General features: G+C 61.4%; 18 protein-coding genes. 9 read left to right on the forward strand and 9 right to left on the reverse strand.

Features of this window, described 5'->3' with window-relative positions; genetic code table 11:
- Nucleotides 1–36: 36 nt before the first annotated feature.
- Together CD351_RS03265 and CD351_RS03270 are read right to left on the reverse strand one after the other, a co-directional pair.
- Nucleotides 37–2,811, reverse strand: coding sequence for a [protein-PII] uridylyltransferase (locus tag CD351_RS03265; protein WP_111991295.1), 2,775 nt, complete (start codon nt 2,809–2,811; stop codon nt 37–39).
- 42 nt (nt 2,812–2,853) lie between these two features.
- Complete coding sequence (locus CD351_RS03270; protein WP_111991296.1) at nt 2,854–4,572, reverse strand: class I adenylate-forming enzyme family protein; 1,719 nt, start codon at nt 4,570–4,572, stop codon at nt 2,854–2,856.
- Between the two features lie 213 nt (nt 4,573–4,785).
- On the opposite strand from CD351_RS03270, the gene lgt reads away from it, so the two are divergent.
- From lgt to CD351_RS03295, 3 genes are read left to right on the forward strand one after another with little or no spacing between them, the layout of a single operon-like run.
- A complete protein-coding gene (gene lgt, locus CD351_RS03275; protein WP_111991297.1) occupies nt 4,786–5,661 on the forward strand; it encodes a prolipoprotein diacylglyceryl transferase in 876 nt (291 codons plus the stop codon).
- Nucleotides 5,553–7,679 (forward strand): class I SAM-dependent methyltransferase, encoded by a 2,127-nt coding sequence (locus CD351_RS16075; protein ID WP_369880775.1) that lies wholly within the window; start codon nt 5,553–5,555, stop codon nt 7,677–7,679. Before lgt ends, CD351_RS16075 begins: the two co-directional genes overlap by 109 nt.
- Nucleotides 7,680–7,736: 57 nt before the next feature.
- Nucleotides 7,737–8,168, forward strand: a complete 432-nt coding sequence (locus CD351_RS03295) for a DUF2147 domain-containing protein (protein WP_111991298.1) — start codon at nt 7,737–7,739, stop codon at nt 8,166–8,168.
- A 112-nt stretch (nt 8,169–8,280) separates the two neighbouring features.
- On the opposite strand, the gene CD351_RS03300 is transcribed toward CD351_RS03295, so the two are convergent.
- The 3 genes from CD351_RS03300 to CD351_RS03310 are packed head-to-tail and all read right to left on the reverse strand — an operon-like array spanning nt 8,281 to nt 11,121.
- Complete coding sequence (locus tag CD351_RS03300; RefSeq protein ID WP_111991299.1) at nt 8,281–9,819, reverse strand: ABC transporter permease/substrate-binding protein; 1,539 nt, start codon at nt 9,817–9,819, stop codon at nt 8,281–8,283.
- A complete protein-coding gene (locus CD351_RS03305; protein ID WP_111991300.1) occupies nt 9,816–10,589 on the reverse strand; it encodes an ATP-binding cassette domain-containing protein in 774 nt (257 codons plus the stop codon). The genes CD351_RS03300 and CD351_RS03305 overlap by 4 nt, the downstream gene beginning before the upstream one ends.
- A gap of 34 nt (nt 10,590–10,623) precedes the next feature.
- The gene (locus tag CD351_RS03310; protein WP_162627582.1) at nt 10,624–11,121 is read right to left on the reverse strand and encodes a hypothetical protein; all 498 of its coding nucleotides are present in this window, start codon (nt 11,119–11,121) and stop codon (nt 10,624–10,626) included.
- A gap of 159 nt (nt 11,122–11,280) precedes the next feature.
- On the opposite strand from CD351_RS03310, the gene CD351_RS03315 reads away from it, so the two are divergent.
- From CD351_RS03315 to CD351_RS03340, 5 genes are all read left to right on the forward strand, one after another.
- Nucleotides 11,281–12,450, forward strand: coding sequence for an acyl-CoA dehydrogenase family protein (locus CD351_RS03315; protein WP_111991302.1), 1,170 nt, complete (start codon nt 11,281–11,283; stop codon nt 12,448–12,450).
- A 13-nt stretch (nt 12,451–12,463) separates the two neighbouring features.
- Entirely contained in the window at nt 12,464–12,835 is a 372-nt protein-coding gene (locus CD351_RS03320; protein WP_111991303.1) for a hypothetical protein, read from the forward strand.
- Nucleotides 12,832–14,439, forward strand: a complete 1,608-nt coding sequence (locus CD351_RS03325) for a carboxyl transferase domain-containing protein (protein ID WP_111991304.1) — start codon at nt 12,832–12,834, stop codon at nt 14,437–14,439. Before CD351_RS03320 ends, CD351_RS03325 begins: the two co-directional genes overlap by 4 nt.
- A gap of 318 nt (nt 14,440–14,757) precedes the next feature.
- The gene (locus tag CD351_RS03335; RefSeq protein ID WP_111991306.1) at nt 14,758–15,387 is read left to right on the forward strand and encodes a lysophospholipid acyltransferase family protein; all 630 of its coding nucleotides are present in this window, start codon (nt 14,758–14,760) and stop codon (nt 15,385–15,387) included.
- A 139-nt stretch (nt 15,388–15,526) separates the two neighbouring features.
- Nucleotides 15,527–16,174 (forward strand): TetR/AcrR family transcriptional regulator, encoded by a 648-nt coding sequence (locus CD351_RS03340; protein WP_111991307.1) that lies wholly within the window; start codon nt 15,527–15,529, stop codon nt 16,172–16,174.
- Nucleotides 16,175–16,180: 6 nt separating this feature from the next.
- Here CD351_RS03340 and CD351_RS03345 read toward each other — a convergent pair whose 3' ends face one another.
- The 4 genes from CD351_RS03345 to CD351_RS03360 all read right to left on the reverse strand — a co-directional run bounded on the left by CD351_RS03345 (nt 16,181) and on the right by CD351_RS03360 (nt 21,752).
- Nucleotides 16,181–16,972: a M50 family metallopeptidase gene (locus CD351_RS03345; RefSeq protein WP_111991308.1), complete on the reverse strand. Its 792-nt coding sequence runs from the start codon at nt 16,970–16,972 to the stop codon at nt 16,181–16,183.
- 4 nt (nt 16,973–16,976) lie between these two features.
- The gene (locus tag CD351_RS03350) at nt 16,977–18,146 is read right to left on the reverse strand and encodes an AI-2E family transporter (protein WP_234027201.1); all 1,170 of its coding nucleotides are present in this window, start codon (nt 18,144–18,146) and stop codon (nt 16,977–16,979) included.
- A gap of 39 nt (nt 18,147–18,185) precedes the next feature.
- Nucleotides 18,186–20,744 carry a DNA topoisomerase (ATP-hydrolyzing) subunit B gene (gene gyrB, locus CD351_RS03355; RefSeq protein WP_369880821.1) on the reverse strand — a complete coding sequence of 853 codons (2,559 nt, stop codon included), beginning with the start codon at nt 20,742–20,744 and terminating at the stop codon, nt 18,186–18,188.
- 105 nt (nt 20,745–20,849) lie between these two features.
- Nucleotides 20,850–21,752 (reverse strand): PIG-L family deacetylase, encoded by a 903-nt coding sequence (locus tag CD351_RS03360; RefSeq protein WP_162627583.1) that lies wholly within the window; start codon nt 21,750–21,752, stop codon nt 20,850–20,852.
- Between the two features lie 116 nt (nt 21,753–21,868).
- Here CD351_RS03360 and CD351_RS03365 point away from each other — a divergent pair, with 116 nt between their 5' ends.
- Nucleotides 21,869–23,422, forward strand: coding sequence for a class I adenylate-forming enzyme family protein (locus CD351_RS03365; protein ID WP_234027202.1), 1,554 nt, complete (start codon nt 21,869–21,871; stop codon nt 23,420–23,422).
- Nucleotides 23,423–24,024: the final 602 nt, after the last annotated feature.

A 24,024-nucleotide genomic window follows, 5' to 3' on the forward strand; every position in this document is an offset into this window, starting at 1 on the left:
GAAAGCCATCGGCACTTGGTCCGATCAGCCACAGTCTCAGGCGTTTTCGTGCAGCCTTTGTCGCTGATCGCTGGCAGCATCGAGCAGGCTTGCCTCTATCTCGGCAAGGCGTTCGGGCGCGGTCACTTTCGAGCCGGTAAGGTCGGTCACGTAAAACGTGTCAGCTGCGCTTTCGCCATAAGCGGTGATGTGCGCAGACTGAACGATCAGGTTCGCCTTGTAGAGCGCGTGAGCGAGCCGGTTGAGCAGCGCCGGGCGATCGCGTGCGGTGACCTCTATCACAGTGAAATGGTTCGATGCCGAATTGTCGAAATTGACTTGCGGAGCGACCGCAAACGCCTTTGCCCGCGAATGAGCGAGAGGTCGCGCTGCAAGCTTGGGTACCAGCTCGACCTGCGCCAGCAAAGCGTCGCGAATTCCCTGCTTCAGCCGGGCAATCTGCGCATCCTCGCGAAAGGGTTGCGCGTGGAGGTCCTGCACAAGGAAGTTGTCGATTGCATAGCCGTTGAGCGCCGTGTGGATGCGGGCATCGATTATGTTCGCGCCGGCAAGGTGAATGCCGCCTGCGATGCGATAGAACAGACCGGGATGGTCGGCGGCGATGACGCTGACCAATGTCGCGCCGCGCTCCTCATCGACCTCGCAATGGATCGAGAGCTGCTCTTCAATGCGGCGGGCTTCCTCGTACTGGATAAGGTTCTTGGCGATGATATCGACCGGCTCAGCGATCCAGAATGCATCGGCCAGAATCTCGCCGACCTGTTCGACCAGATATGCCTTGTCGCCAAGCATATCGGCCACGGCCTCGCGCTTGGCGTTGACCTGTGCCTTTCGCCCCTTGCGCTTGTGGCCGAGGCGCAGGCGTTCTTGCGCTGCGTCGTAGAGCTCGCCCAGCAGCTGACCTTTCCAGCTGTTCCACGTACCCGGACCCACGGCGCGGATATCGACGCAGGTCAGGATCGCCAGATTACGCAGCCGTTCGAGCGAGCGGACCTCGCTGACGAAATCCTCGATTGTCTTGGGGTCTGTAAGGTCGCGCTTCTGCGCGGTCGAACTCATCAGCAGGTGTTGCAGCACGAGCCATTCGACGAGCTCGGTTTCTTTTTCATCGAGCCCGAAGCGCGGGCACAGCCGTGTTGCGACCTGAGCGCCAAGGACCGAATGGTCGCCGCCGCGACCCTTGGCGATATCGTGCAACAGCACCGCAACATAGATCGCACGGCGAGAGGCAACCTTGTGGATCTCGCGGGTCGCGCGCGGATGGTCTTTTTCAAGCAGGCCGCGTTCAATCTGTGAGAGCAGACCGATCGCGCGGATCGTGTGTTCGTCGACAGTATAGTGGTGATACATGTCGAACTGCATCTGCGCGTTGACCTTGCCAAAGTCGGGCACAAAGCGACCGAATACACCCGCCTCATTCATCCAGCGCAGCGCGGTTTCAGGATCCTTGCGACCTCCCAGCAGGTCGAGGAACAATGCATTGGCGCGCTTGTCCCGGCGCACCTCGGCATCGATCAGCTTCGCATCGCGGTCCGTCTGTCGCATCGTTTCAGGGTGTATTTCGAGCCCTTCGGCTTCCGCGATCTGAAAGATTTCGATCAGGCGGACCGGGTCGTCCTCAAACCATTTGTCTCCGGGTGCCTTGATCCGCCCGCCCTGCACGACATAGCCCTTGAGGAAGCGCGGTCTCGCGCTCCAGCCGGCGAAAAACCCTGTGCGGGTGCGTTTCTTCGCGTGCTCGTCATCAAGGTGAGCGAGAAACACGCCGGTCAGGCTACCGACCCGCTTTGCCTGCATGAAGTAATATTGCATGAACCGTTCGACCGCGCTTTTGCCGGGGCGGTCGGCGTAGTTCATGCGTTCGGCGATCTGGCGTTGCAGGTCGAAAGTCAGGCGATCTTCCGCCCGGCCCGTCAGCACATGCATGTGGCAGCGCACGGCGAGCAGGAACCCCTCCGCGCGGCGGAAGCTGCGATATTCAGCGGCAGTCAGCAGGCCGACATCGACCAGATCAGCGGCGCTGTCGACGCGGTGCATGAACTTGCCGATCCAATACAGTGTCTGCAGGTCGCGCAGACCGCCTTTGCCCTCTTTCACATTGGGTTCGACGACATAACGGCTGTCGCCCATGCGCTTGTGCCGCTGGTTTCGTTCTTCCAGCTTCTGGCTGAGGAATTGCCGTTCGTTCCCGCGAGCGACCTCTGCCCAGAAACGTTGACGCAGCTCCTCGTAGACTTCCTGGTCACCCCAGACGAAGCGCCCTTCCAGAAGGGCGGTCCTGATGGTGAGGTCTTCCTTTGCCATCCGCATCGTATCGGCGACGGTGCGGCTGGAATGACCGACCTTGAGCCCCAGATCCCACAACAGGTAGAGCATCGCCTCGATCACCTGCTCGCACCAGGGCGAGCGTTTCATCGGGGTAATGAAGGCGATATCGACGTCAGACTGGGGCGCCATCTCAGCGCGGCCGTAGCCTCCGACGGCGAGGATCGCGAGACGTTCGGCGGTGGTGCGATTGCCAGCCGGAAACATATGGCCTGTCACATAATCATGGATCACGCGGATCAATTGATCGGTCAGGAAAGCATAGCCGAGCGTGATCTCGTGCCCGGCTGAAGGTTTCTCGATCAGCCGATCTTCAAGCTCGCTGCGCCCGTCTGCCAACGCCTTTTGCAGCAGCTTGAGGATATGAGGGCGCGCTTTATCGCGGTGCTCGTCGCTGAGCGCTGCGATGTCTCCTGTCAGAGCGCGCCGGTCGATGATGGCGCGCTGACGAGGGACGCGGCGACTGGGAAGGCTCCAGTCAGTCACAGCGCCCCTCGCTCAGGCAATAAGGTTTGGCAGGTCCCCAGATCAGGCAGCTGCAAGATGCCTGGTGTAAGTTTCGCGCAAGCTCTTCTTGTCGATCTTTTGCGTGCCAAGGCGTGGGAGCTGTTCATCGGTAACCCAGATATGCTCTTCGAGCGGCACCTTGAAGGGGGCAATGCGCGACAGCAGGAATTCGCGCAGCTGCGACGCCGAGATCGGATCGCGGCCATCTTTCACCCGGAAGATCGCGGCGGGCACTTCGCCCATGCGTTCGTCCGGCAGGCCAAATACCGAGCATTCGGCGATATCGTCATGCGCGTAGATCGCGTCTTCGACCTCGATGCAGGTGATGTTTTCGCCGCCGCGGATGATGATGTCCTTCTTGCGGTCGACGATATAGAGATAGCCGTCTTCATCGACATAGCCGAGGTCGCCGGTGCGGAAGAACTGGTCTTGTGTGAAAGCAGCTTGCGTCGCTTCCTCATTGTTCCAGTAGCCGCGGAAATTGGCGACCGAGCGGATGCAGACCTCCGCAACGCTGCCCTGTGCAACCGGGTTGCCGTCATCGTCGAGAATGGCAAGCTCAACCAGCGGTTGCGAAGGACGCCCGGTAGAGCCCGGCTTCGCAAGGTAGTTTTCGTTGAAATTGCCGCAACCGACCGCGTTGGTTTCGGTAAGCCCGTATCCCAGCAGCGGGAACCCGCCCGGGAAGGCTTCCTTGATCTTGGTCACGTGCTCGATCGGGCGCGGGGCGCCGCCGGCGGCAAAGCTGCGGCAGGCGGAAAGGTCATATTGATCGCGGTTCGGGTGCGTGGCCATCTCGTAGCTCATCAGCGGGACGCCGACGAAATAGGTGACCTTTTCCGCATCCATCAGGCGCAGCGCCTCCTCTGCGTCCCACTTGGGCATCAAGACGAGCTTGCGCGCAATGGCATAGGATTGCAGGAACAGCGGCACTTCGCCAGTCACGTGGAACAGCGGGACCGCAACCAGCGCACAAGGCTGGGCGCTGACGTCCTCGCCCTGGCTTTCGAGCAGGATCTTGGCCATCGCGCTCTGGCTGACATAGCTCATCACGCCTGCGATCACGCCGCGGTGATCTGACCATGCGCCCTTTGAATTGCCGGTCGATCCCGAAGTGTAGAGGATCGTCGCAAGATCGTCAGGACCGAGCTGTCCCAGCATCTGCATCGCAACCGAGCTCGCTTGGTCAGCCGGAGCTTTCCAGACATTGGCAAGGCCTTCGGCCGGCGAATTGTGATCCATCATCACCAGCTTCGCGCCGTGTTCAGTTCCTTCGAGGCGCTTGGCGCGCCCGGCATCGGCGAGCACGATCTTGCACTCGGCAAGGCGGATGCCATAGGCGAGCTCTTCCCCGCCCCAGAAACCGTTCAGAAGCGTCACGCAGCCTCCGGCCATGGCGATGCCCATATAGGCGATCATCCAGTTGGCCGAGTTGCGCGCCGCGATCCCGATCCGGTCGCCTTTTTCGATGCCGTGTTCGGCCACGAGACTTTCTGCGACACACATCGCCGCGCCATAGGCTTCGCCGAAGGTCAGCCGCACATCGCCATCGACGATGAAGGGCACATCCTTATGTTCGTTGCAGAAGTGGGCGAAGTAATGCGCGAGCGTCGGAGGGGCGACCGTAAAGGCGGGCATCGGCGTTCCGTCGCGCTCATATGGCGTTGTGTGGAACGGCTGGCCCTCTTTGGTCAGCTCGGTCATGATTGCGTCCAGTGCATTGTCCAGCTGTGTGGGCATGCGTGTCTCTCTCCTTCAGGTCGCCTCTTTGAGGGGCGAATTTTGCCTCTGCGATGCCGCAATCGGGGTTAGCGGCTTCCCATGTCTGTGTTCAGGCACGCCTGTCGGGTTTTGTCCGAGACACTTTCCCCCGGCCCCTTGCTGTGCCACAAGCCGCTTCAACACGTTAGCTGCGTCGATACGGCGTATCATTACCATTAAGAGGTTCCACCCGTGCTGTCACTACTTGCTGCAAGCGGCGGCGCTGCTGACCCGATCTACTGGTCCGATCTGGGCCTGAGCCCCTATTTGTTCGAGATTGGCGGCTTTCAGCTGCGCTATTATTCGCTCGCTTATCTCCTGGGTGTGGTGTTCGCTTATTGGCACCTGTCCAAGATGATCAAGGCGCCCGGCGCACCCATGGCTCAGCGTCATGCGGACGATCTGTTCTTCTATTGCACGCTTGGCGTCATCATCGGCGGCAGGCTTGGCTATTCGATCTTCTATCAGCCCGACCTGTGGTCGAACCCGCTCGACGTTCTGAAGCTGTGGGAAGGCGGGATGAGCTTCCATGGCGGGCTGATCGGCGTGCTGATCGCGATTGCGTGGGTGTCGCGCGGCGGTAATCTCTCTTTCCTGCGCGTATGCGATTACATCGCGGTCAATGTGCCGATGGGGATGCTGCTCGGGCGTCTGGCCAACTTCAACAACGGCGAATTGTGGGGCCGCGTGAGCGACGTGCCCTGGGCGATGGTGTTCCCGCGCGCTGGCGAAGTGGCGCGCCATCCCAGCCAGCTTTACCAGGCGGGTCTTGAAGGCCTCGCCTTGCTCATCATCCTGATGCTTTTGTTCTGGAAGACCAGGGCGCGCTACCGTCCGGGACTATTGGTGGGTGTCTTTACGCTTGGTATGGGACTTGCGCGCTTCATTAACGAATTTTTCCGTGAGCCCGATGCACAACTGGCTGACTTTGCCGCGCGAACCGGGCTATCGATGGGTCAATGGCTAACAATACCGCTGATACTGATTGGATTGATTGTCACGATCTACGCCGTGACGAGGAAGCCCGTGGGAACGGGAGCGGCGAGCGCGGCGGCCAATCCGGCCTAGGCACGATAACGCTCGTCGTTGAACGCTGCACCACGCTGCGGCTGATCGAGCCCGACGGCACTGAAACCGAAGTTCCAATCGAAACGCAGGCCGCACCTGCACAGGATCCCGCGCGCCAGAAAGCTGCCGAAGCGGTCGCGGCGGCAAAGGCGCTCGAAGAAGAAGAGTCGCGCGCCGCAGAAGACGCCGCCAAGGCCGCTCGCGCAAAAGCGAAAGCCGAGGCCGAAGCCAAGGCCAAGCGCGAGGCTGAAGAAAAAGCGAAGGCTGAAGCCGAGGCCGAGGCAAAGGCGGAGGCAGAGAAGAAGGCTAGGGTAGAAGCCGAACGTAAGGCGCGCGAAGAGGCGGAAGCCAAAGCAAAGGCCGAAGCCGAGGAGAAAGCGCGCAAGGCGGCCGAAGAAAAAGCTCGCAAGGAAGCTGAGGCCAAAGCCAGGAAAGAGGCCGAAGAAAAAGCCAAGGCCGAGGCGGAGCGTAAGGCGAAAGAGGAAGCAGCGCGCAAGGCACGCGAGGAAGCGGAAAAGAAGGCGAAAGAAGAAGCCGAGCGAAAAGCGCGCGAAGAAGCTGAAGCCAAGGCCAAAAAGGAAGCAGAAGAAAAAGCGCGCCGCGAGGCTGCGGCCAAAGCTAAGAAAGAGGCCGAGGAGAAGGCCAGACGCGAAGCCGAGGCAAAGGCGAAGAAAGAGGCCGAAGAGAAAGCCAAGCGCGAAGCCGAAGCGAAAGCGAAGAAGGAAGCGGAAGAAAAGGCCAAACGCGAGGCAGCGGAAAAGGCGAAGGCCGAAGCTGAAGCCAGGGCAGAAGCCGAGGCGGAAAGGAAAGCCAGAGAACAGGCCGAGCGCAAAGCAAAGGCCGAAGCCGAGGCCAGGGCCAAAGCGCAAGCCGAAGAAAAAGCGCGCAAAGCGGCCGAAGAAAAGGCCAAGCGCGAGGCGGAAAAGAAGGCCGCTGCCGATGCTGCCAAAGCGGAGAAGGAGGCAAAGGCCAAGGCGCGCGACCTTGGAAAAACCTTCCGCCGCCTGATCAGGGAGACCGGGCCGATCAGCCTTGCTCACTACATGGCCGAGAGCAACATGCGGTATTACACCAGCCGCGATCCGCTGGGCGAGGATGCGGACTTCATCACTGCGCCAGAGGTCAGCCAGATGTTCGGCGAGCTTATAGGGCTATGGCTGGCCGATCTCTGGGTGCGGATGGGGTCACGCAAGCGCATTCACTATGTCGAACTCGGCCCCGGACGCGGCACCTTGGCGAGCGATGCATTGCGAACGGCGGCGCGCTATGAATTCGCGCCCCAGATCCATTTCGTCGAAACCTCGCCGGCCCTGCGCAAGATCCAGCTCGAAGCGTTCCCCGACGTGCAGCATCATGACGACCTCTCGACGCTTCCGGATGATGCTCCGCTGCTCATCGTTGCCAACGAGTTTTTCGATGCGCTCCCGATCCACCAGCTGATCCGCAGCGCCGATGGCTGGCATGAACGCATGGTGGGCCTTGAGGGCGATGACTTCGTTTTTCTGGCCGGGGACAAGCCGATGGATTCGATCGTCCCACGCAGCTGGAAAAGCGCAAGCCAGGGCACGATGATCGAGACCAGCGCTGCGGCAAGCACGGTCATGCAGGAGATCGCCGGTCGCCTTAAAGAGCAGGGCGGTGCGGCTCTGATCATCGATTATGGCGCTTTCGAATTGCGCGCAGGATCGACGCTTCAGGCGATCCGCAATCACGAGAAGGTCGACGTTTTCGCTCACCCCGGACAGGCCGATCTCACCGCGCATGTCGATTTCGAGATGCTGAAAGACGTCGCCTCGAAGAACGGTGCGGATGTGATGGGCCTGCAGATGCAGGGCGAATGGCTGAGACAGATGGGGATCGAAACAAGGCTTGAAGCGCTCCAGCGCAAGAACCCGGCAGAGAAGGACAAGCTCAGACGCCAGTTCGACCGGCTGGTGGATGACGGCCAGATGGGCGCATTGTTCAAAGTGCTGGGTATCTGCGGACGCCGCTGGCCGATTGGCGTTGGATTTGATTGAGTGTAACCCATAGCGCTCTTTCGGCGTATATATCTGCTGAGCAGCTGGAGACCGAATATGATCGCGCGCGCATTGATGGGCCTTGTTACTATTATTGCGGCTCTGATGCTGAGCGCGACGTCGGCGCTTGCAGCTGAGCCTATTTCGGGCCGCTGGGTCACCGAAGAGCGCGACGCGGTGGTCGAGATCAAGCCTTGCGGCTCCGCGACCTGCGGCACGATCGCACGCTTTCTTGTTCCGCCGCCCGATGGTCTCGACCAGCGAGACATAAACAACCCCGAGCCCGAACTACGCCGTCGCCGCCTGCTCGGCCTGCCGATCCTGACGCAGTTCCGCCGCGACGACGATCTGTGGCGCGGGCGCATCTATGACCCCAAGAGCGGCAAGAGCTACCGCTCGGTTATCCGCCGGACGGGACCCAATACGATCGAAGTGCGCGGCTGCATCGGCCCTTTTTGTCAGGCACAGGTCTGGCGCAAGGCGCGTTAGTTTTCGCGAAAGCGCATCCGCGCCTTCGTCCTTGGCGCTGTTCCCTCCGCTTCGCATCGAGGCACCTGCGCAGCGGGCGGTCGCCCTTGCGCTCGCAAGGCGACCGAAACCGCTAGAGACCGATCCGCTCGGCCAGCTCTTCTGCCGCTTGCTTGGGGCTGAGCTTGCCTTCGCCTTCGCGGTCGACGGAGAAATTGGCCTCGCGCATGGCCTCGACCGAAATCGCGCCTACAAGCGGCTCGAGCGCCGCCACGATCTCTTCATTGGCGGCAATACGCGGGCTCATCATGATCATAGCGTCATAGCTTGGCAGCGCTTCGCGCGGGTCTTCGAGCACGACCAGCCGATCCGCCGCGATCCGCCCGTCCGATGTGTAGGCGCTGATCACGTCCGCCTCGCCTGAGCGCAGCGCGTTGTACATGAAGGTGGGCGAGAAATTGCGGGTCTCGCCAAAGCGCAGGCCATAGGCATCGCGCACAGCGATCCATTCCGGGCGTTCGAAAAACTCCGGATCACCGCCGACGGTCAGCTGTGGCCCATAGGGGACCAATTCCTCAAGCGAGGTGACGCCCAGTTCGCTCGCCCGGTCCTCGCGCATGGCAAAGGCATAAGCGTTTTCGAAACCAAGCCGCCCCAGCACCCGCACGCCGGTGTTTTCTCGCTCCCATTCCACGATGGTTTCGTACATCTTCTCGCGGCCGGGATTGTCGGTGCGGTCAAGCTCATTGGTCCAGATCGTGCCGGTGTAGTCGACCGAGATGTCGATGCTCGAATTGGCGACCGCACTGTGCACGACCGCGCTGCCGAGGCCGTCGCGATATTCGACATCGAAACCCGCCTCTTCAAGCTGCGAGCCGATCAGCTGGGCAAGGATATATTGCTCTGAAAACTGCTTGGACGCGATGACGATGGTGTCCTCGTCTTCGCCGCCGCTCTGGTAGATCAAGGCGCCCGAGAGGCCCAGTGCGACAGCCGCGACGCCCGCGCCCCACTGAATGCGGCTGCGCCTCGCAAAACCGTTCTCGATCTGGCCAAGAAGCGCGTCGACCACCAGGGCGAGCCCGGCGCTCGCAATGCATCCGGCGAGCACAAGCGCCCAGTTCTGCGTCTGGAGCCCTGCAAAGATTGGATCGCCAAGGCTCGGCTGTCCGATTGTTGTCGAAAGGGTCGCCGCACCGATGGTCCACACGCTCGCGGTGCGGATGCCGGCCATTATGAAAGGCGCGGCAAGCGGCGCTTCGACCAGCGTGAGTTTCTGCCACGATGTCATGCCCACGCCGTCAGCCGCTTCGAGCACGCCGGGGTCCAGATTGGCCTGCGCCGTAACGGCGTTCCTGAGGATCGGGAGCAGCGCGTAAAGCGCGAGGGCGAGGAGGGCAGGCAGGAAGCCGAGCGTCGGCAAATCTTCACCGAACACCGCGCGCAAGCTCAGCAATATCGGAAAGAACAACGCCAGAAGCGCGAGCGCGGGGATGGTCTGCACAAGGCTCGCAAAGCCGAGCGCGATGCGCGACACGGTTGCAGACCGGCTCGCCCACACCGCGAGCGGCAGCGCGACGATGATGCCGAGGCCGATCGCGCTCGCGGCAAGGACGATATGGGCGGCAAACTTGTCGCCAAGGCCGAGCAGGATTTCGAAAATCTCGCTCATGGCGTTTTCTCTTCGCGGGTGAGGCGGCCTTCCATGTCGGCGAGCTTTTCGGCCTGCTGGCGCGGAACGGCGACAAGGCTTTGCGCGATTTCCCCGCCCGCCCCGCCCAATAGCGCGCGCGGCGTTTCATCGGCGACCAGCTCGCCATGGCTCATGACCAGCACGCGGTCAGCCAGAAGCAGCGCCTCGGCCATGTCATGCGTTACCATGATCGTTGTCAGGCCAAGCTTTTCGTGCAGCTCGCGGACCTTTTCGCCCAGAGCATCGCGGGTGATCGGGTCCAGCGCGCCGAAGGGTTCGTCCATGATGAGAAGTTCGGGATCGCCAGCAAGCGCCCGCGCCACGCCAACGCGCTGACGCTGCCCGCCGGATAGCTCGTCGGGCATGCGGCTCGCCATCTCCGGCTCAAGCTCGACAAGAGTGAGCAGTTCGGTGATGCGCTCCTTCGGCAAGGTCTCGCCTGCCAGCTTCGGCCCTATCGCGATGTTTTCGCCGACCGAGAAATGCGGGAAAAGCCCGATCCCCTGAAAGACATAGCCGACGCGGCGGCGCAGTTGGGAGGGGCGCAGGCTCGTCACGTCCTCGCCTGCGAACAGCACGCGCCCACCGGTGGGTTCTACCAGCGTGTTGACCATCTTGAGCAAGGTCGATTTGCCCGAACCCGACGATCCCACGAGCGCGACGAAGCTCCTCGCGGCGATGTCACAGCTGACGCCGCCTACGGCAATTACGTCGCCGTAATGCCGCTCGGCCTGCTCGAAGCGCAGCACCGTGCCCTGAGTTTTGCTTGCAGTGGCGATGGGTTCAGCCTCCGGCCCCGGTTGGATCGGCGCCTTCTTCTTCGCCTTCCTCCTGAACGGGCGGTGCGATATAGGTGACGCGCTTGATCTCGATCGCCTTGCCGTCCGAATTTGTCGCGATCACGGTGCCGTTCTCATCCTCGGCTTCGGTTTGCCAGCACGCCCCGAATCCGGTGTCCGGCTCGAAACAGATCGTTCCGTCAGGGCGCTGTTCCCACGCTCCTTGCGCAAAGAGTTGGCCATTGCGAAGGTCGCGGTATCGCCCGCCCTCGTCGAAGAAGGTCGTCTGAACCGCTCCATCCGTTCCCACGGTCAGCCATGCGCTATCGGCAACGGCTAGCGTTATCGACCTGGTGTTGCTGGCGCTTCCGCCATCTGCGCCCGGCGTTGCGGTTGGTGGCTCGCTCTGGGCTTCGGTGCTGCCTGCCTCTTCGGTGCAAGCGCCCAGCATGAGCAAGGCCGGGGCGGTGATCGACGCAATGAACACTGTTCGAATTTTCATGATGCCTGCAAGCCTAGAAGCGAAATGCACATCCGCCAAGCGCAGCGTTGTCGGCGAGACGTTGGCCTTGGGCAAACCTCTTGCTAAGGGCCTCTCACAAGAACAGGAGAGGGCGGGCGAGGATCGCCTGCCGATAGAAATACAGCGAAAGACAGAAGAATGCGCGCGACCCCCGATTTCGATTTCCAGCTTGGCGAAAGCGCCGAGATGATCCGCGATTCCGTCGGCCGCTTTGCCGATGAACAGATCGCGCCGCTGGCCGAGAAGATCGACCGCGAGGATTATTTCCCGCAGGCCGAATTGTGGCAGGCGATGGGCGAGCTTGGTCTGCATGGCATCACCGTGGGCGAGGAAGATGGCGGACTTGGCCTCGGCTATCTTGAGCACGTCATCGCGGTTGAGGAAGTCAGCCGCGCGAGCGCTTCGCTCGGCCTTTCCTATGGCGCGCATTCGAACCTGTGCATCAATCAGATCCGCCGCTGGGGCAACGAGGAGCAGAAGGCGAAATACCTGCCCGGCCTGATTTCGGGAGAGCATGTCGGCAGCCTCGCGATGAGCGAAGCCGGCGCTGGCTCTGATGTGGTCTCGATGAAACTGAAGGCGGAGGAAGTTCAGGGCGGCTACGTGCTCAATGGCACCAAGTTCTGGATCACCAACGCGACCTATGCCGACACGCTAGTGGTCTATGCCAAGACCGACGGCAGCGCCGGATCGCGCGGGATCACGGCCTTCCTGATCGAGAAGGGCGACGAGGGCTTCTCCATCGGACAGAAGATCGAAAAGGTCGGCATGCGCGGCTCGCCCACGGCAGAGCTGGTGTTTGACGATTGCCACATTCCAGAGGACCGCGTGATGGGGCCGCTCAATGGCGGCGTAGGTGTGCTGATGAGCGGGCTGGATTACGAGCGCGTGGTGCTCGCCGGGCTGCAACTCGGCATCATGCAGGCGTGTCTCGACACGGTCATTCCCTATCTGCGAGAGCGCAAGCAGTTCGGCAAACCCATCGGCAGCTTCCAGCTGATGCAGGCCAAGGTCGCCGACATGTATGTCGCGCTCCAGACCGCGAGGGCCTACACCTACGCGGTGGCGAAGGCCTGCGATGCTGACCAGACGACGCGCTTCGATGCGGCGGGCGTAATCCTTTATGCAAGCGAAAGCGCGTTCAAGGTTGCCGCTGAAAGCGTGCAGGCGCTTGGCGGCGCGGGCTACACGCTCGACTGGCCGGTGGAGCGGTATATGCGCGATGCGAAGTTGCTCGATATCGGCGCGGGGACGAATGAAATCCGCCGGATGCTGATCGGGCGCGAATTGATCGGGGCGGCTGGATAAGCGAATCCGATCTGTGCCCACGATCGCCAAGATAGTCTGGACGATCGGTTTCCTCATCGGGACCACGACGCATACGCTCGACCTGATCAATCATGGCTGGCTCCCTTATGATTTCCGGCCACTGCCTTGGAGCATCTACTGGACGAGCCTCACTTTCCTTGATCCCATCGCAGCAGTGCTGATCTGGCTGCGCGAGCGGTGGGGTGTGGTGCTTGGTATTTTGATCATGGCATCGAACGTGCTGGTGAACGGCTATACCGCCTTCGGGCTTGGCTATGAGCAGTTCTATTTCGGCTTCGCCTTCCAGGCGCCGTTCGCGGTGTTTGTGTTTTTCGTCGCTTGGAGGCATTGGCAAGCAATGCACAGTCAAACTGAGGGATCATGACCGCACCCGTTCTCACCACCAAGCTCGACCGTGAAGCGCCGGACGCGAAGACCCGCCTTGCGCATAACAGGGGGCTCGCCGCAGACCTGCGCGAGGCCGTGGCCGAAGCCGCGCTTGGCGGACCGGAGCGTTCGCGTGAACGTCATGTCTCGCGCGGCAAACTGCTACCGCGCGAGCGGGTCGAGCGGCTGCTCGATCCGGGCAGCCCCTTTCTCGAAATCGGCCAGCTTGCCGCGAACGGCATGTATGAAGGCGACATAAACGGCGCTTCGCTGATCTGCGGGATCGGGCGCGTTTCGGGTCGGCAGGTGATGATCGTGTGCAACGATGCGACGGTCAAAGGTGGCACTTACTATCCGATGACGGTGAAGAAGCACCTTCGCGCGCAGGAGATTGCGCAGGAGAACCGCCTGCCGTGCATCTACCTCGTCGATTCAGGCGGCGCGAACTTGCCGCATCAGGCCGAGGTCTTCCCCGATCGCGATCACTTCGGTCGCATCTTCTTCAATCAGGCGAATATGAGCGCGCTCGGCATTCCGCAGATCGCCTGCGTGATGGGCTCTTGCACCGCAGGCGGAGCCTACGTCCCCGCCATGTCCGACGAGACGGTGATCGTGCGCAATCAGGGTACGATCTTCCTTGCGGGACCACCCTTGGTGAAAGCCGCGACCGGCGAGGAAATCAGCGCCGAGGATCTTGGCGGCGGCGACCTGCACGCGAAGAAATCGGGCGTGGTCGATCATTTGGCCGAGAATGACGAGCACGCGCTCACCATCGTGCGCGATATTGTCAGCCAGCTGGGCGCGAACACCGATGCGGCCCAGAACATCGCGATCAAGGAGCCGCGCGCTCCGAAGTTCGATGCCGACGATCTCTACTCGATCATCCCCGACGATGTGCGCGCGCCCTACGACGTGAAGGAAGTGATCGCGCGACTGGTCGATGGCAGCGAGTTTCACGAGTTCAAGCAGCATTACGGCTCGACGCTGGTCTGCGGTTTCGCTCACATCTGGGGCATGCCGGTCGCGATTCTGGCGAATAATGGCGTGCTGTTTTCCGAGAGCGCTCAGAAAGGCGCGCATTTCATCGAGCTCGCCTGCCAGCGCCGCATTCCGCTGCTGTTCCTGCAGAACATCTCGGGCTTCATGGTCGGCGGGAAATATGAAGCCGAAGGCATCGCCAAACACGGCGCGAAACTCGTCACCGCCGTCGCCACCGCGACCGTGCCCAAGATCACCGTCGTCATCGGCGGCAGCTTTGGCGCGGGCAATTACGGCATGGCGGGCCGCGCCTACAGCCCACGCTTTCTCTTCACATGGCCCAATGCACGCATTTCCGTGATGGGCGGCGAGCAGGCGGCAAGTGTGCTCGCCACCGTCCACCGCGATGCCGACACCTGGACCGAGGAAGAGGCCGGGGCTTTCAAGGCCCCTATCCGCCAGAAATACGAGGACGAGGGCAACCCCTACTACGCCACTGCGCGGCTATGGGATGACGGCGTGATCGACCCGGTGCAAACGCGCGATGTGCTCGGCCTCGCCTTTGCCGCGACGCTGGAGGCCCCGATTGCGGATCGTCCTGCGTTTGGTGTGTTCCGGATGTGACGCGATGACTGATCAGCTGCTCGATATCGTTCCAATGCCGGCGCTCGTCGCTGTTCTTCACGCGAAAGAGCGCGAGAAGGGCGAGCCCCTTACCGAGGCTGAAGTACTACACATACGGGATACGGCCCCTTGCATAGCGCTTCCTCGAGATAAGCATCTGCAGATGATCGAGAAACGTGGATATTACGATATCGACCCGGAAAATGTCTGGCTGGCTTGGCAAGAGGTAAGAGGTGAGCTGAGCGACCTCGACTAAATCCCCCTCGCATTCCGCAACGTAACTGCTAGCAAGGTTGCCAAGAGAGGGGTCACGACGCTTTGAAACACAACGAAACCCGCGATGTCGGCCTGCCTTCGCGCATCGTGAACCGGATCATCCTGTTCCTATACTGGCTGCGCGGCTGGCGCATCGTGGAGCGTTTTCCCGAAGGCGTGAAAAAGTGCGTCATTGCGGGCGCGCCGCATACGTCCAACTGGGACTTTGTTTTTTTCGCGGGCGCGACCAAGCATTCGAACGTGCAGCCCAACTTCATGGGCAAACACACGCTGTTTCAAGGCATGATGCGCAACTTCATGCTCGATATGGGAGGCATTTCCGTCGATCGGACCAAGCGTGCCAACACTGTCGAGCAGATGAAGGCCGAATTTGACCGTCGCAGCGAACTCAATATCGTTATCGCCGCCGAGGGCACGCGAAGCTCGGATGGCAAGTGGAAATCGGGTTTCTACAACATCGCCAAGGCAGCAGGCGTGCCGATCGTCCTTGCCTATGCCGACAACGAAAAGCGCACGATCGGTTTCAGCCAGCCGATGATGCCGACCGGCAATTACGGCGAGGATCTTCTGAAAATCGCGGAATGGTTCCGCTCCAAGATCCCCGACCTCGAACGCTACAAAGTGCTCGAACAGCAGGCGAGAGACATCATCGCGGGCCGCAACGAATTCTAGGTGTTGCAGTCGCGACGCGGTGACTTGAAGTGCGCGCGGTCCGGCGATATTGCACCGCACAAACCAATGTGAAGAGATGTCTTTAAGGTGAGCATCCCGCTCCCTATCTAGGCGTGAGCTTCAGGAGGGCGGTCCCCAAATGCCACTCAGCGATAAGACACGGCAGGCAGAACGAGCGCGCATCGGCCGGATGGTGCTCGACATGGTCAAGGAACGCGGGGCGGAGATTTCCTACCCCACCGCGCTCGCTGAAAGCGGCCTTGCCCGCAGCCGGTTCGAGCAGATTTTTCCCGACTACGATGACCTGTTCGATGCGGTCGCTCAGATCTGGCTCGCCCCACACATGGAGGCAATGGAAGAGGTGCGCGCCGCCGATCTTCCCTCCAATCGCATGATGTACGAGTTTTTCCGCAGCCGCTTCGTGATATCGCGCGATCGGTTCCGCAAGGATCCCGAAACCTTCACGCTGCTGTGCGAAATGGGCGCTGCTAATTTCGAGCGTGTTCGCTCCTATGTCGATCTCGCCGACCATTATCTGTGCGAGATTATCGTTCAGGCGCAGGCCGATGGCTTCATGGCGGGCCTTGAGATCGACGAAGCGCTCAGCCTCGTGAACCAGATGGTGTCAAACTACACCCTGCCCGACGCGCTGATCTATCTCGGCGACAAGCTGACCGAGGATAAGCTGGCGCGCATTGTCGACACGATCTTCATCGGGTTGTCGGCAGAAACCGGAGACGGCGCGCGCGGGGTCAATACGATCCGTATTGCATCCAGCGCAAACTGATCTGCGCTAGCGCTTGTCGCGCGGCGAACGCTTGAATTGCAGGACATTGGCCGGGCGCTTGGGCACTATGCGGATACGGCGCTTGTCACTCAGCGCGTATCGGAGGCTTGCCCCGACTGACACTGCCGAAATCACCAGTATCGCCGCTGCCCACACCCAGTGAGGAAGGACCAGCGCGGCCTCGATCGCGCCGGTGTCGGACAGGATACGCTCGCCCCCGATCACGGCCTCTTCGGTGAAGAGGTAGTTGAAATCGCGCAGCATGCTCATCGCACCGAGGATGCCGAGGAATTGCAGCGTGAACCGGGCCACGCCGTCCGACGCCTTCCATGCGATCAGTGAAACGGCTGCGGCGACAAGCGGCAGGACGGCATAGCCTACGGGCGAGCGGACATAGATGATCACCGATGCGAAGATGACGCCCGCCGTGCCCCAAAGCACGGGGCGCCACAGACGCTGGTGGGCGCTCGCTACGATCAGGCCGGAGCCTGCGAGCACCGGGCCAAGCGGACCGCCGGCGGCAATCATGGCGCGGGTGAAGCGCGACACGTCCATATCAAGCCTGCTCTCGGCCACACCGGAGCCATCGGCATAGATCATCAGGCGGTCGAATTCCTGACCCATCGCAATCGCCATGAGGCCATGACCCATCTCGTGAAACCACGTTGTGAGGATCGCGAAGGGGTAGATCAGGTAGGTGCCAAAGGGCAGCGATGGCAAGAAGATCACCACCGCCACGGCAAGAACCAGCCTTCCGACCTGTTCCGCCTGACTGCCGGGTTGGACCATAGACTGCATCGCGTCAGGCAGCCTCTTTCGATGCGGCTTCTGCCGCCAGTTCCTCGTCGGAGCGGGTCTTGCCATCCGGGCCGACCCTCAGCCGGTACTTGGCGAGCGCCTCTTCGTCTTCGGCGCGTTGCTCTTGCAGGATGGACCAGCTTGCAAGGAAAAGGCCTGCGACCAGCGGCCCCAGCACAATGCCTGAGAACCCGGCGAGCGAAATGCCGCCAAGCGTGGTCACGAGGATGATCCAGTCGGGAATACCGGTGTCGCGTCCGACCAGGATCGGCCGGAGCACATTGTCTACGCTGGAGATAACGATGAAGCCCGCCGCCAGTACGAATGCGCCCGTCCATACCTCGCCTGCGATGATCAGCCAGATACCAGCGGGCACCCAGACCAAGGCGGTTCCCACGGCAGGGATCAGCGCAAGGATCGCCATCAGGACGCCCAGCAAAAGCGCCGAGGGGACGCCTGCAAGCGCGAGCATTATCCCGCCAAGCGTTCCCTGTACGAGGCCCACGACGCCCGATCCCTTGATCACGGCACGCACGATGCCGAGGAAGCGGGCTGCGAGCCGATCGGCAATCTCACGCTCGACCGGTACAGAATGGAGGATCGTCTCGCCTATGCGCGAACCGTCGCGCAGCAGGAAGAAAAGGATGTAGAGCCCGATCGTGAAGCTCAGGAAAAAGCTGAGCGCACCGCTGCCGATTGAGACCGCTGATTGCGCGATCAGCCCGGCGCTTTCGCCGAGCACGCTTTCCAGCCGATCCTGCAGGATCGAGACATTGGTCCACCCGTTTTCTAGAGCCATGCGCTGCAGCGAGTCCGGCAAAACGGCGAAGACCGAATCGACCGTCTGGGCGATGTTGATGGGGTTTGCCTGAAGGGTGTTGATGACGCCCACCGCCTCATCGATGACCAGCGAACCGATCCACAAGGCGGGAAGCAGGACCGCGACAAAGATGATCAGCAGCGACAGGCTTGCCGCCCAGTTGCGCCGCCCGCGCGTTTTCCTGAGCGCCCACTTGTAAAGCGGCTGGAACATGATCGCGGCGAGCGCCGCCCACATGACAGGGCCGACGAACGGCCACGTGACCCACACGAACAGGATCGAAACCACTGCCAGGATCAGCAGAAAGCTCCAATGTTCGAGCGCGCTGGTGTCGTTGGGTTCCTGCACTGACATGAATCGAGATGTCGGCGCTGGCGCGCCAAACATCAAGTCTTACACGTCGAGATTGGCAACGTTGAGTGCATTATCCTGAATAAACTCGCGGCGCGGTTCGACCACGTCACCCATCAGTCGGGTGAAGATTTCGTCCGTCACGTCAGCGTCTTCGACCTTCACCTGCAGCAGGATGCGGTTTTCCGGATCGAGCGTGGTTTCCCAAAGCTGTTCCGGGTTCATCTCGCCCAGACCCTTGTAGCGGCTGATCGAGAGGCCCTTGCGACCGGCGGCGAGCACCGCGTCGAGAAGCTGGGTCGGACGGGTGATCGCATCTTCGGCGAATGCCGCGGGCTCCTCGCCGTCATCGTCGTCCGAAGCCGTCTCGGGCTCTTCGTCGGTCAATTCGCCTGCCTTTACCAAGCGGACCGAACCTTCATAGGCGTCGGACTGCGGAGCGGCGAGGCCGTGCAGCTTGATCGCTTCGGTGCTGGAGAGGAAGCGTCCGTCTATTTCATGCACGTCGGTGACGCCGCGCCACAAACGCGAGAACAGCACCGCGCCGCTTTCGCGAACCGACACCGTCCACTTTGCATCCATATCGCTCGCTTCAAGGCGCGCTGCTGCGGCCTCGAGAGCTGCGAGCCGGTCGGCATCGGAAAGCTTGGGGTCGAGCGAGCCGGAAAGCGCCATCTGTTCGATCACCGCGCGATCATACCGGCGCGGAACGAAGGCGATAAGGTTCTTGAGGCGCAGCGCATTGTCGACAAGCGCGCGCAGATCTTCGCCCGAGCGCGCACCGCTTGAAGATTCGAGTATGCGGCCCTGAAGACCCGCATCGACAAGATAGCGGTCAAGCGCGCCCTGATCCTTGAGGTAAACCTCGCTCTTGCCCTTCGCGACCTTGAAGAGCGGAGGCTGCGCGATGAACAGGTGCCCTGCTTTCACGATTTCCGGCATCTGGCGATGGAAGAAGGTGAGCAAAAGCGTGCGGATATGAGCGCCGTCGACGTCGGCGTCGGTCATGATCACGATCTTGTGATAGCGCAGCTTTTCAAGGTCGAATTCGTCGCGAATGCCGGTGCCCATTGCCTGAATCAGCGTGCCGACTTCCTTGGAGGAAATGATCCGGTCAAAGCGCGCGCGCTCGACATTGAGGATCTTGCCTTTCAGCGGAAGTATCGCCTGATACTGGCTGTCGCGGCCGCCCTTGGCAGAGCCGCCTGCGGAATCGCCCTCGACCAGGAAAATCTCGGCCTTGGTCGCATCACGCTCGCGGCAGTCTGACAGCTTGCCCGGCAGCGAGGCGACGCTCATCGCGCCCTTGCGGCTCATTTCGCGGGCGCGCTTGGCCGCTTCGCGTGCGGCGGCGGCATCGACGATCTTCTGGATGATCGCCTTGGCATCTCCGGGGTTTTCTTCGAGCCACTCGTTCATTTTCTCGCCCATCAGCGATTGAAGCGGCTGGCGCACTTCGGAGGAGACGAGCTTGTCCTTGGTCTGCGAGGAGAACTTGGGATCGGGCAGCTTCACGCTGACGATGGCGGTGAGCCCTTCGCGCATGTCCTCACCCGAAAGCGAAACCTTGGCTTTCGACAAGAGCCCCGAACGTTCGGCATAATTGTTGAGCGTGCTGGTCAACGCCGCGCGGAAGGCCGCAAGGTGCGTACCCCCGTCGCGTTGCGGGATGTTGTTGGTGAAGCACAAGACGTTCTCGTAATAGCTGTCGTTCCATTCCAGAGCGACGTCGATGCCGATGCCGTCCTTCTCCGCCGACACCGAGATCGGCTCTGCGATCAGCGCCTCCTTGTTGCGGTCGAGCCATTTGACGAAAGCTGCGATCCCGCCTTCGTAGAACAGGTCATGTTCGATCGGCTCTTCGTGGCGAAGGTCGCGGATCAGAATGCGCACGCCCGAATTGAGGAAGGCAAGCTCGCGGTAGCGATGTTCAAGCTTGTCGAAGTCGAATTCGATTACGTTCTTGAACGTGTCGGTCGAGGCCTTGAAGGTGACGCGCGTACCCTTCTTGAAGCCATCTTCATCAGGGTTCTGGTCAACCTTGGGCGCATCGCCCTTCACTTCGAGGCTGTTCACCGCATCGCCATGCTCAAAGCGCATCCAGTGCTCTTTGCCATTGCGCCAGATGACAAGCTCCAGCCATTCGGACAGCGCGTTCACCACCGAAACGCCCACGCCGTGCAGACCGCCTGAAACCTTGTAGGCGTTGTCGTCCGAGGTGTTTTCGAACTTACCGCCGGCGTGCAGCTGGGTCATGATGACCTCTGCCGCCGACACGCCTTCTTCCTTGTGCATGTCGACCGGAATGCCGCGGCCATTATCTTCGACCGAGACGCTGCCGTCTGGGTTCAGTTCGATCAAAACGAGGTCGCAGTGCCCGGCAAGCGCTTCGTCGATGGCGTTGTCGGAAACCTCGAACACCATGTGGTGCAGGCCCGATCCGTCATCGGTGTCGCCGATATACATGCCCGGGCGTTTGCGCACAGCATCCAGGCCCTTGAGAACCTTGATGGAATCAGCGCCGTAATCGGCACCGTTTTTTTCCGGCATCTTTGAAGTTTTGGGCGCGCCTGCGCCATCGTCGGGAGTGTTGTCTTCCATAAAGGACATATAGGCGCGCGAGGGGCGATTCCCAAGCCTTTGGCCCCAATCAGAGCCGCTTTTCCACGGCCTCAGACCAGCCCTGCGCGATGGCCCCGGATCTCGCTAGTTGCTGCGCGAAAAAGCCAGACGGAAAAAGACGTTACCGCGCCACACGGCCCCGTGCAGCAGTTCGGGCAGAGCGGCGCGTGCGGAAGCATCGAACTGGCTTTCATAACAATTGGCCGCAGCGCGCATCGCATCGAGGTCTTCGCGCTCATAAGTCAGCCTGTCGGTGATCAGCGTCGGATGCGTTTTCGCCCATCCGTCAAGCTCGCTCGGGGTATCCTCGCTTGCCGGGAGCGCCGGGTAGAGCAGGTCCGGTCGCCCGTCATCCATCGCCTGAACCACTTCGGTCACAGCCGCGTTTACGGCGCGGTGGTCGGAGTGGCCGTACCCGCCATCGGGGCCCCAGCTGATGACGACATTGGGTTCGATCTCTTCGATAAGTTCAGCGATCCGCAGCTTCAGGCTGCGCATCGGGCTGTCGGGCTTTCGAGCATCGAGAGCCAGCGTGCCATCGCCCATCTGCCAGAAGAGCGCCTGCGATGCGCCGAGCGTATAGGCGGAGCAGCGCGCCTCATCCTCGCGCAGCGCGGCCAGTTCAGGGCCGGGCTCCAATTCGCTCACCCCCGGGCCCGCATCCCCGCTGGTCGCAAAGGCAAGTGTGACCTTGCCGCCAGAGCGGGCGGCCCGTGCCAGCACCGGTGCAAAGAACAACTCGTCATCCGGGTGAGCGACGATCACCAGAATGTTGGGGCCGCTCACCTGCCGTGTCGCCTGGGCCATGTTTGCGGTCGCTGAATGTGTCACTTCGCCGGATTCGGGACGCTCGGCGCTTTCAAGGGGATTGTCCGGGTCGTCCGGCACCGGCTGGGCCTGTATCTGCGCGCTCGCCGGCGCTGCAATAAGCGCCAGGGCGACCGGCACACTTGCTGACGCTCGCAGCCAATTGCGCAAAATCTTCAAGGCTTGTTCTCCCTCTGCCGGTCCACCTGAACCGATCTGATCGCACCTTGGCGCAGGAGCGTAAAGAAATTGAACGCCCGCTTGCCGTGTGTGAACGGGCAGCTAATCATGTGGGCATGACGAGAGAGAGCATCACAAGCACCATGCGCGACCGGCTGGCACAGCCGTTCGGTTCATTCACCGCAATCATCAAGGAGTGGGCGGCAGCGCGAGGCGACCTGCCCGCAATCGAGGATGAAGAGCGCTCGTGCAGCTGGGCGCAGCTCGATAACCGGATCGAGCGACTGGCAGCGCGGATGGTGGAAACCGGACTTGAGCGCGGACAATCGGTCGCGATCCTCGGCACCTCTTCGGTTAATTATGCGCTGGTTTTCCTCGCCGCCGTTCGCGCCGGGGGTGTGGCAGCGCCGCTCACCACCAGTGCATCGCCTGAGCAGCTTGCCGGCATGGCCACGGATTCAGGCGCGCGGCACCTTTTCATCGACGCTGCGAAGGCAGCAGAGCTTGGCGATGGGTTCATGCCCGATCTTGAGCATGTTCGACTTGAGGACATCGGCAACTGGATGGCCCCCGATGGTGCGAAAGCGCCTTCATTTCAGCCGGACCCTAAAGACCCGTTCAACATCATCTATTCGAGCGGCACGACCGGCATACCCAAGGGCATCGTCCATTCGCATGCAATGCGCTGGCGCCAGTTCGCCGCGACCGCGCTTTCTTATCTGGAAGCGGGCCTGCCGATCCGCTCGCTCGCCTCGACGCCGCTTTATTCGAACACCACGATGGTCGCCTTTCTCGCGCCCTTGCTCGCCGGAGGGACGGTGCGGGTCATGGGCAAGTTCGATTGCGCGCGCTGGCTTGACCATGCGGCCCGCGATCGCACGACGATCACGATGCTCGTGCCGGTGCAATATCAGCGCTTGATGGATCATGCAGGGTTCGACGACCACGACCTGTCGAGCCTCGCGATGAAGTATTGCACCTCCGCACCCTTCTCCGCCGAACTCAAGCGTGAAGTGCTGGACCGGATGCCCGGCGGGCTGATCGAGATCTACTCGATGACCGAGGGCGGCGTGGTGTGCCTGCTTGCTTGCCACGAATTCCCGGAAAAGCTGCACACGGTCGGGCGTCCGGCTCCGGGCAGCGAGATGAAGGTGCTCGATGACGAGGATAACGAGGTTCCGCCCGGAACTGCGGGCAATCTGATCGGGCGCTCGCACACCATGATGTCGGGCTACAAGAACCGTCCGGACAAGACGTCGGAGGCGCAATATGTCGACGCAAATGGCGGGGTGTGGATGCGCATGGGCGATATTGGCCGGGTCGATGAAGATGGCTTCGTCGAGCTGGTTGGCCGGGCGAAGGACATGATCATTTCCGGCGGCTTCAACATCTACCCCAGCGACCTCGAAGCCGAACTTGAGCGGGAAGAGGACGTCGTCGAAGCGGCCGTCGTCGGGATCGCTTCAAAGCAATGGGGCGAGACCCCTGTGGGCTTCGTGGTGCTGAAGGAGAGCGCGCGCAAGTGCGAAGAGGTGCTCGCAAGCGTCAATGCAAGGCTGGGCAAGACCCAGCGGCTTTCCGCACTCCATCCGATCGACGAAATGCCGCGCAGCCATATCGGCAAGCTGCTCAAGAGCGACTTGCGTGAAAAAGCCGGGCAACTCGCCTGAGACAGGCGCGCTGCCCGGCCTTGGTCGACGGGATTACACGATCAGGGCGTTGAACGCCCCGCTGCTGATCAGGGCAGCGAGGAACAGCGCGATCGTGCGTTCGGTAAAGCTACGCATGATTTGCTCCTGCGGCGGGGGCTAGAGGGGAGAGGGGCCCGCCTTGTGCTTATAAATACGAAGCGAGGCGCAAGATTGTTACTCCTGTAGAGAACGTCATTTCCGCTCACCGCAAACTGATTTCTCGATCAGTGAGAGAGGTTCTGCGCATCTGTCGAAAAGGAGGTGGAGACGCGGCCACCCTTCGGGGGGAGGGGGGGGGAGAGTGGTGGCCGCGTCTCGCTCGCTGTCTTGTCGCAACAATGAAAAGCGCAGAGCCGGTTACGAAAGCATCGATCCCGGTGCCAAAGAGGGGGAAAGAGGACACCAGAGACTTTCGTGCCGGACGGCGCAACAGGAAGCCTCAGCAAGGGGTCGCTGCATGAACATTTGTCACATCGTGCGACGCGGGTGCTGGAAGTCACCGGGTCACGTGCAATCGTTCGGTCGGCTACCTGTCTCATCGACAAGCTACTGGCAGGTCGCCGTTTTCCCGGCTTTTTCCT

The organism is Erythrobacter sp. KY5, assembly GCF_003264115.1.
Taxonomy (GTDB): domain Bacteria; phylum Pseudomonadota; class Alphaproteobacteria; order Sphingomonadales; family Sphingomonadaceae; genus Erythrobacter.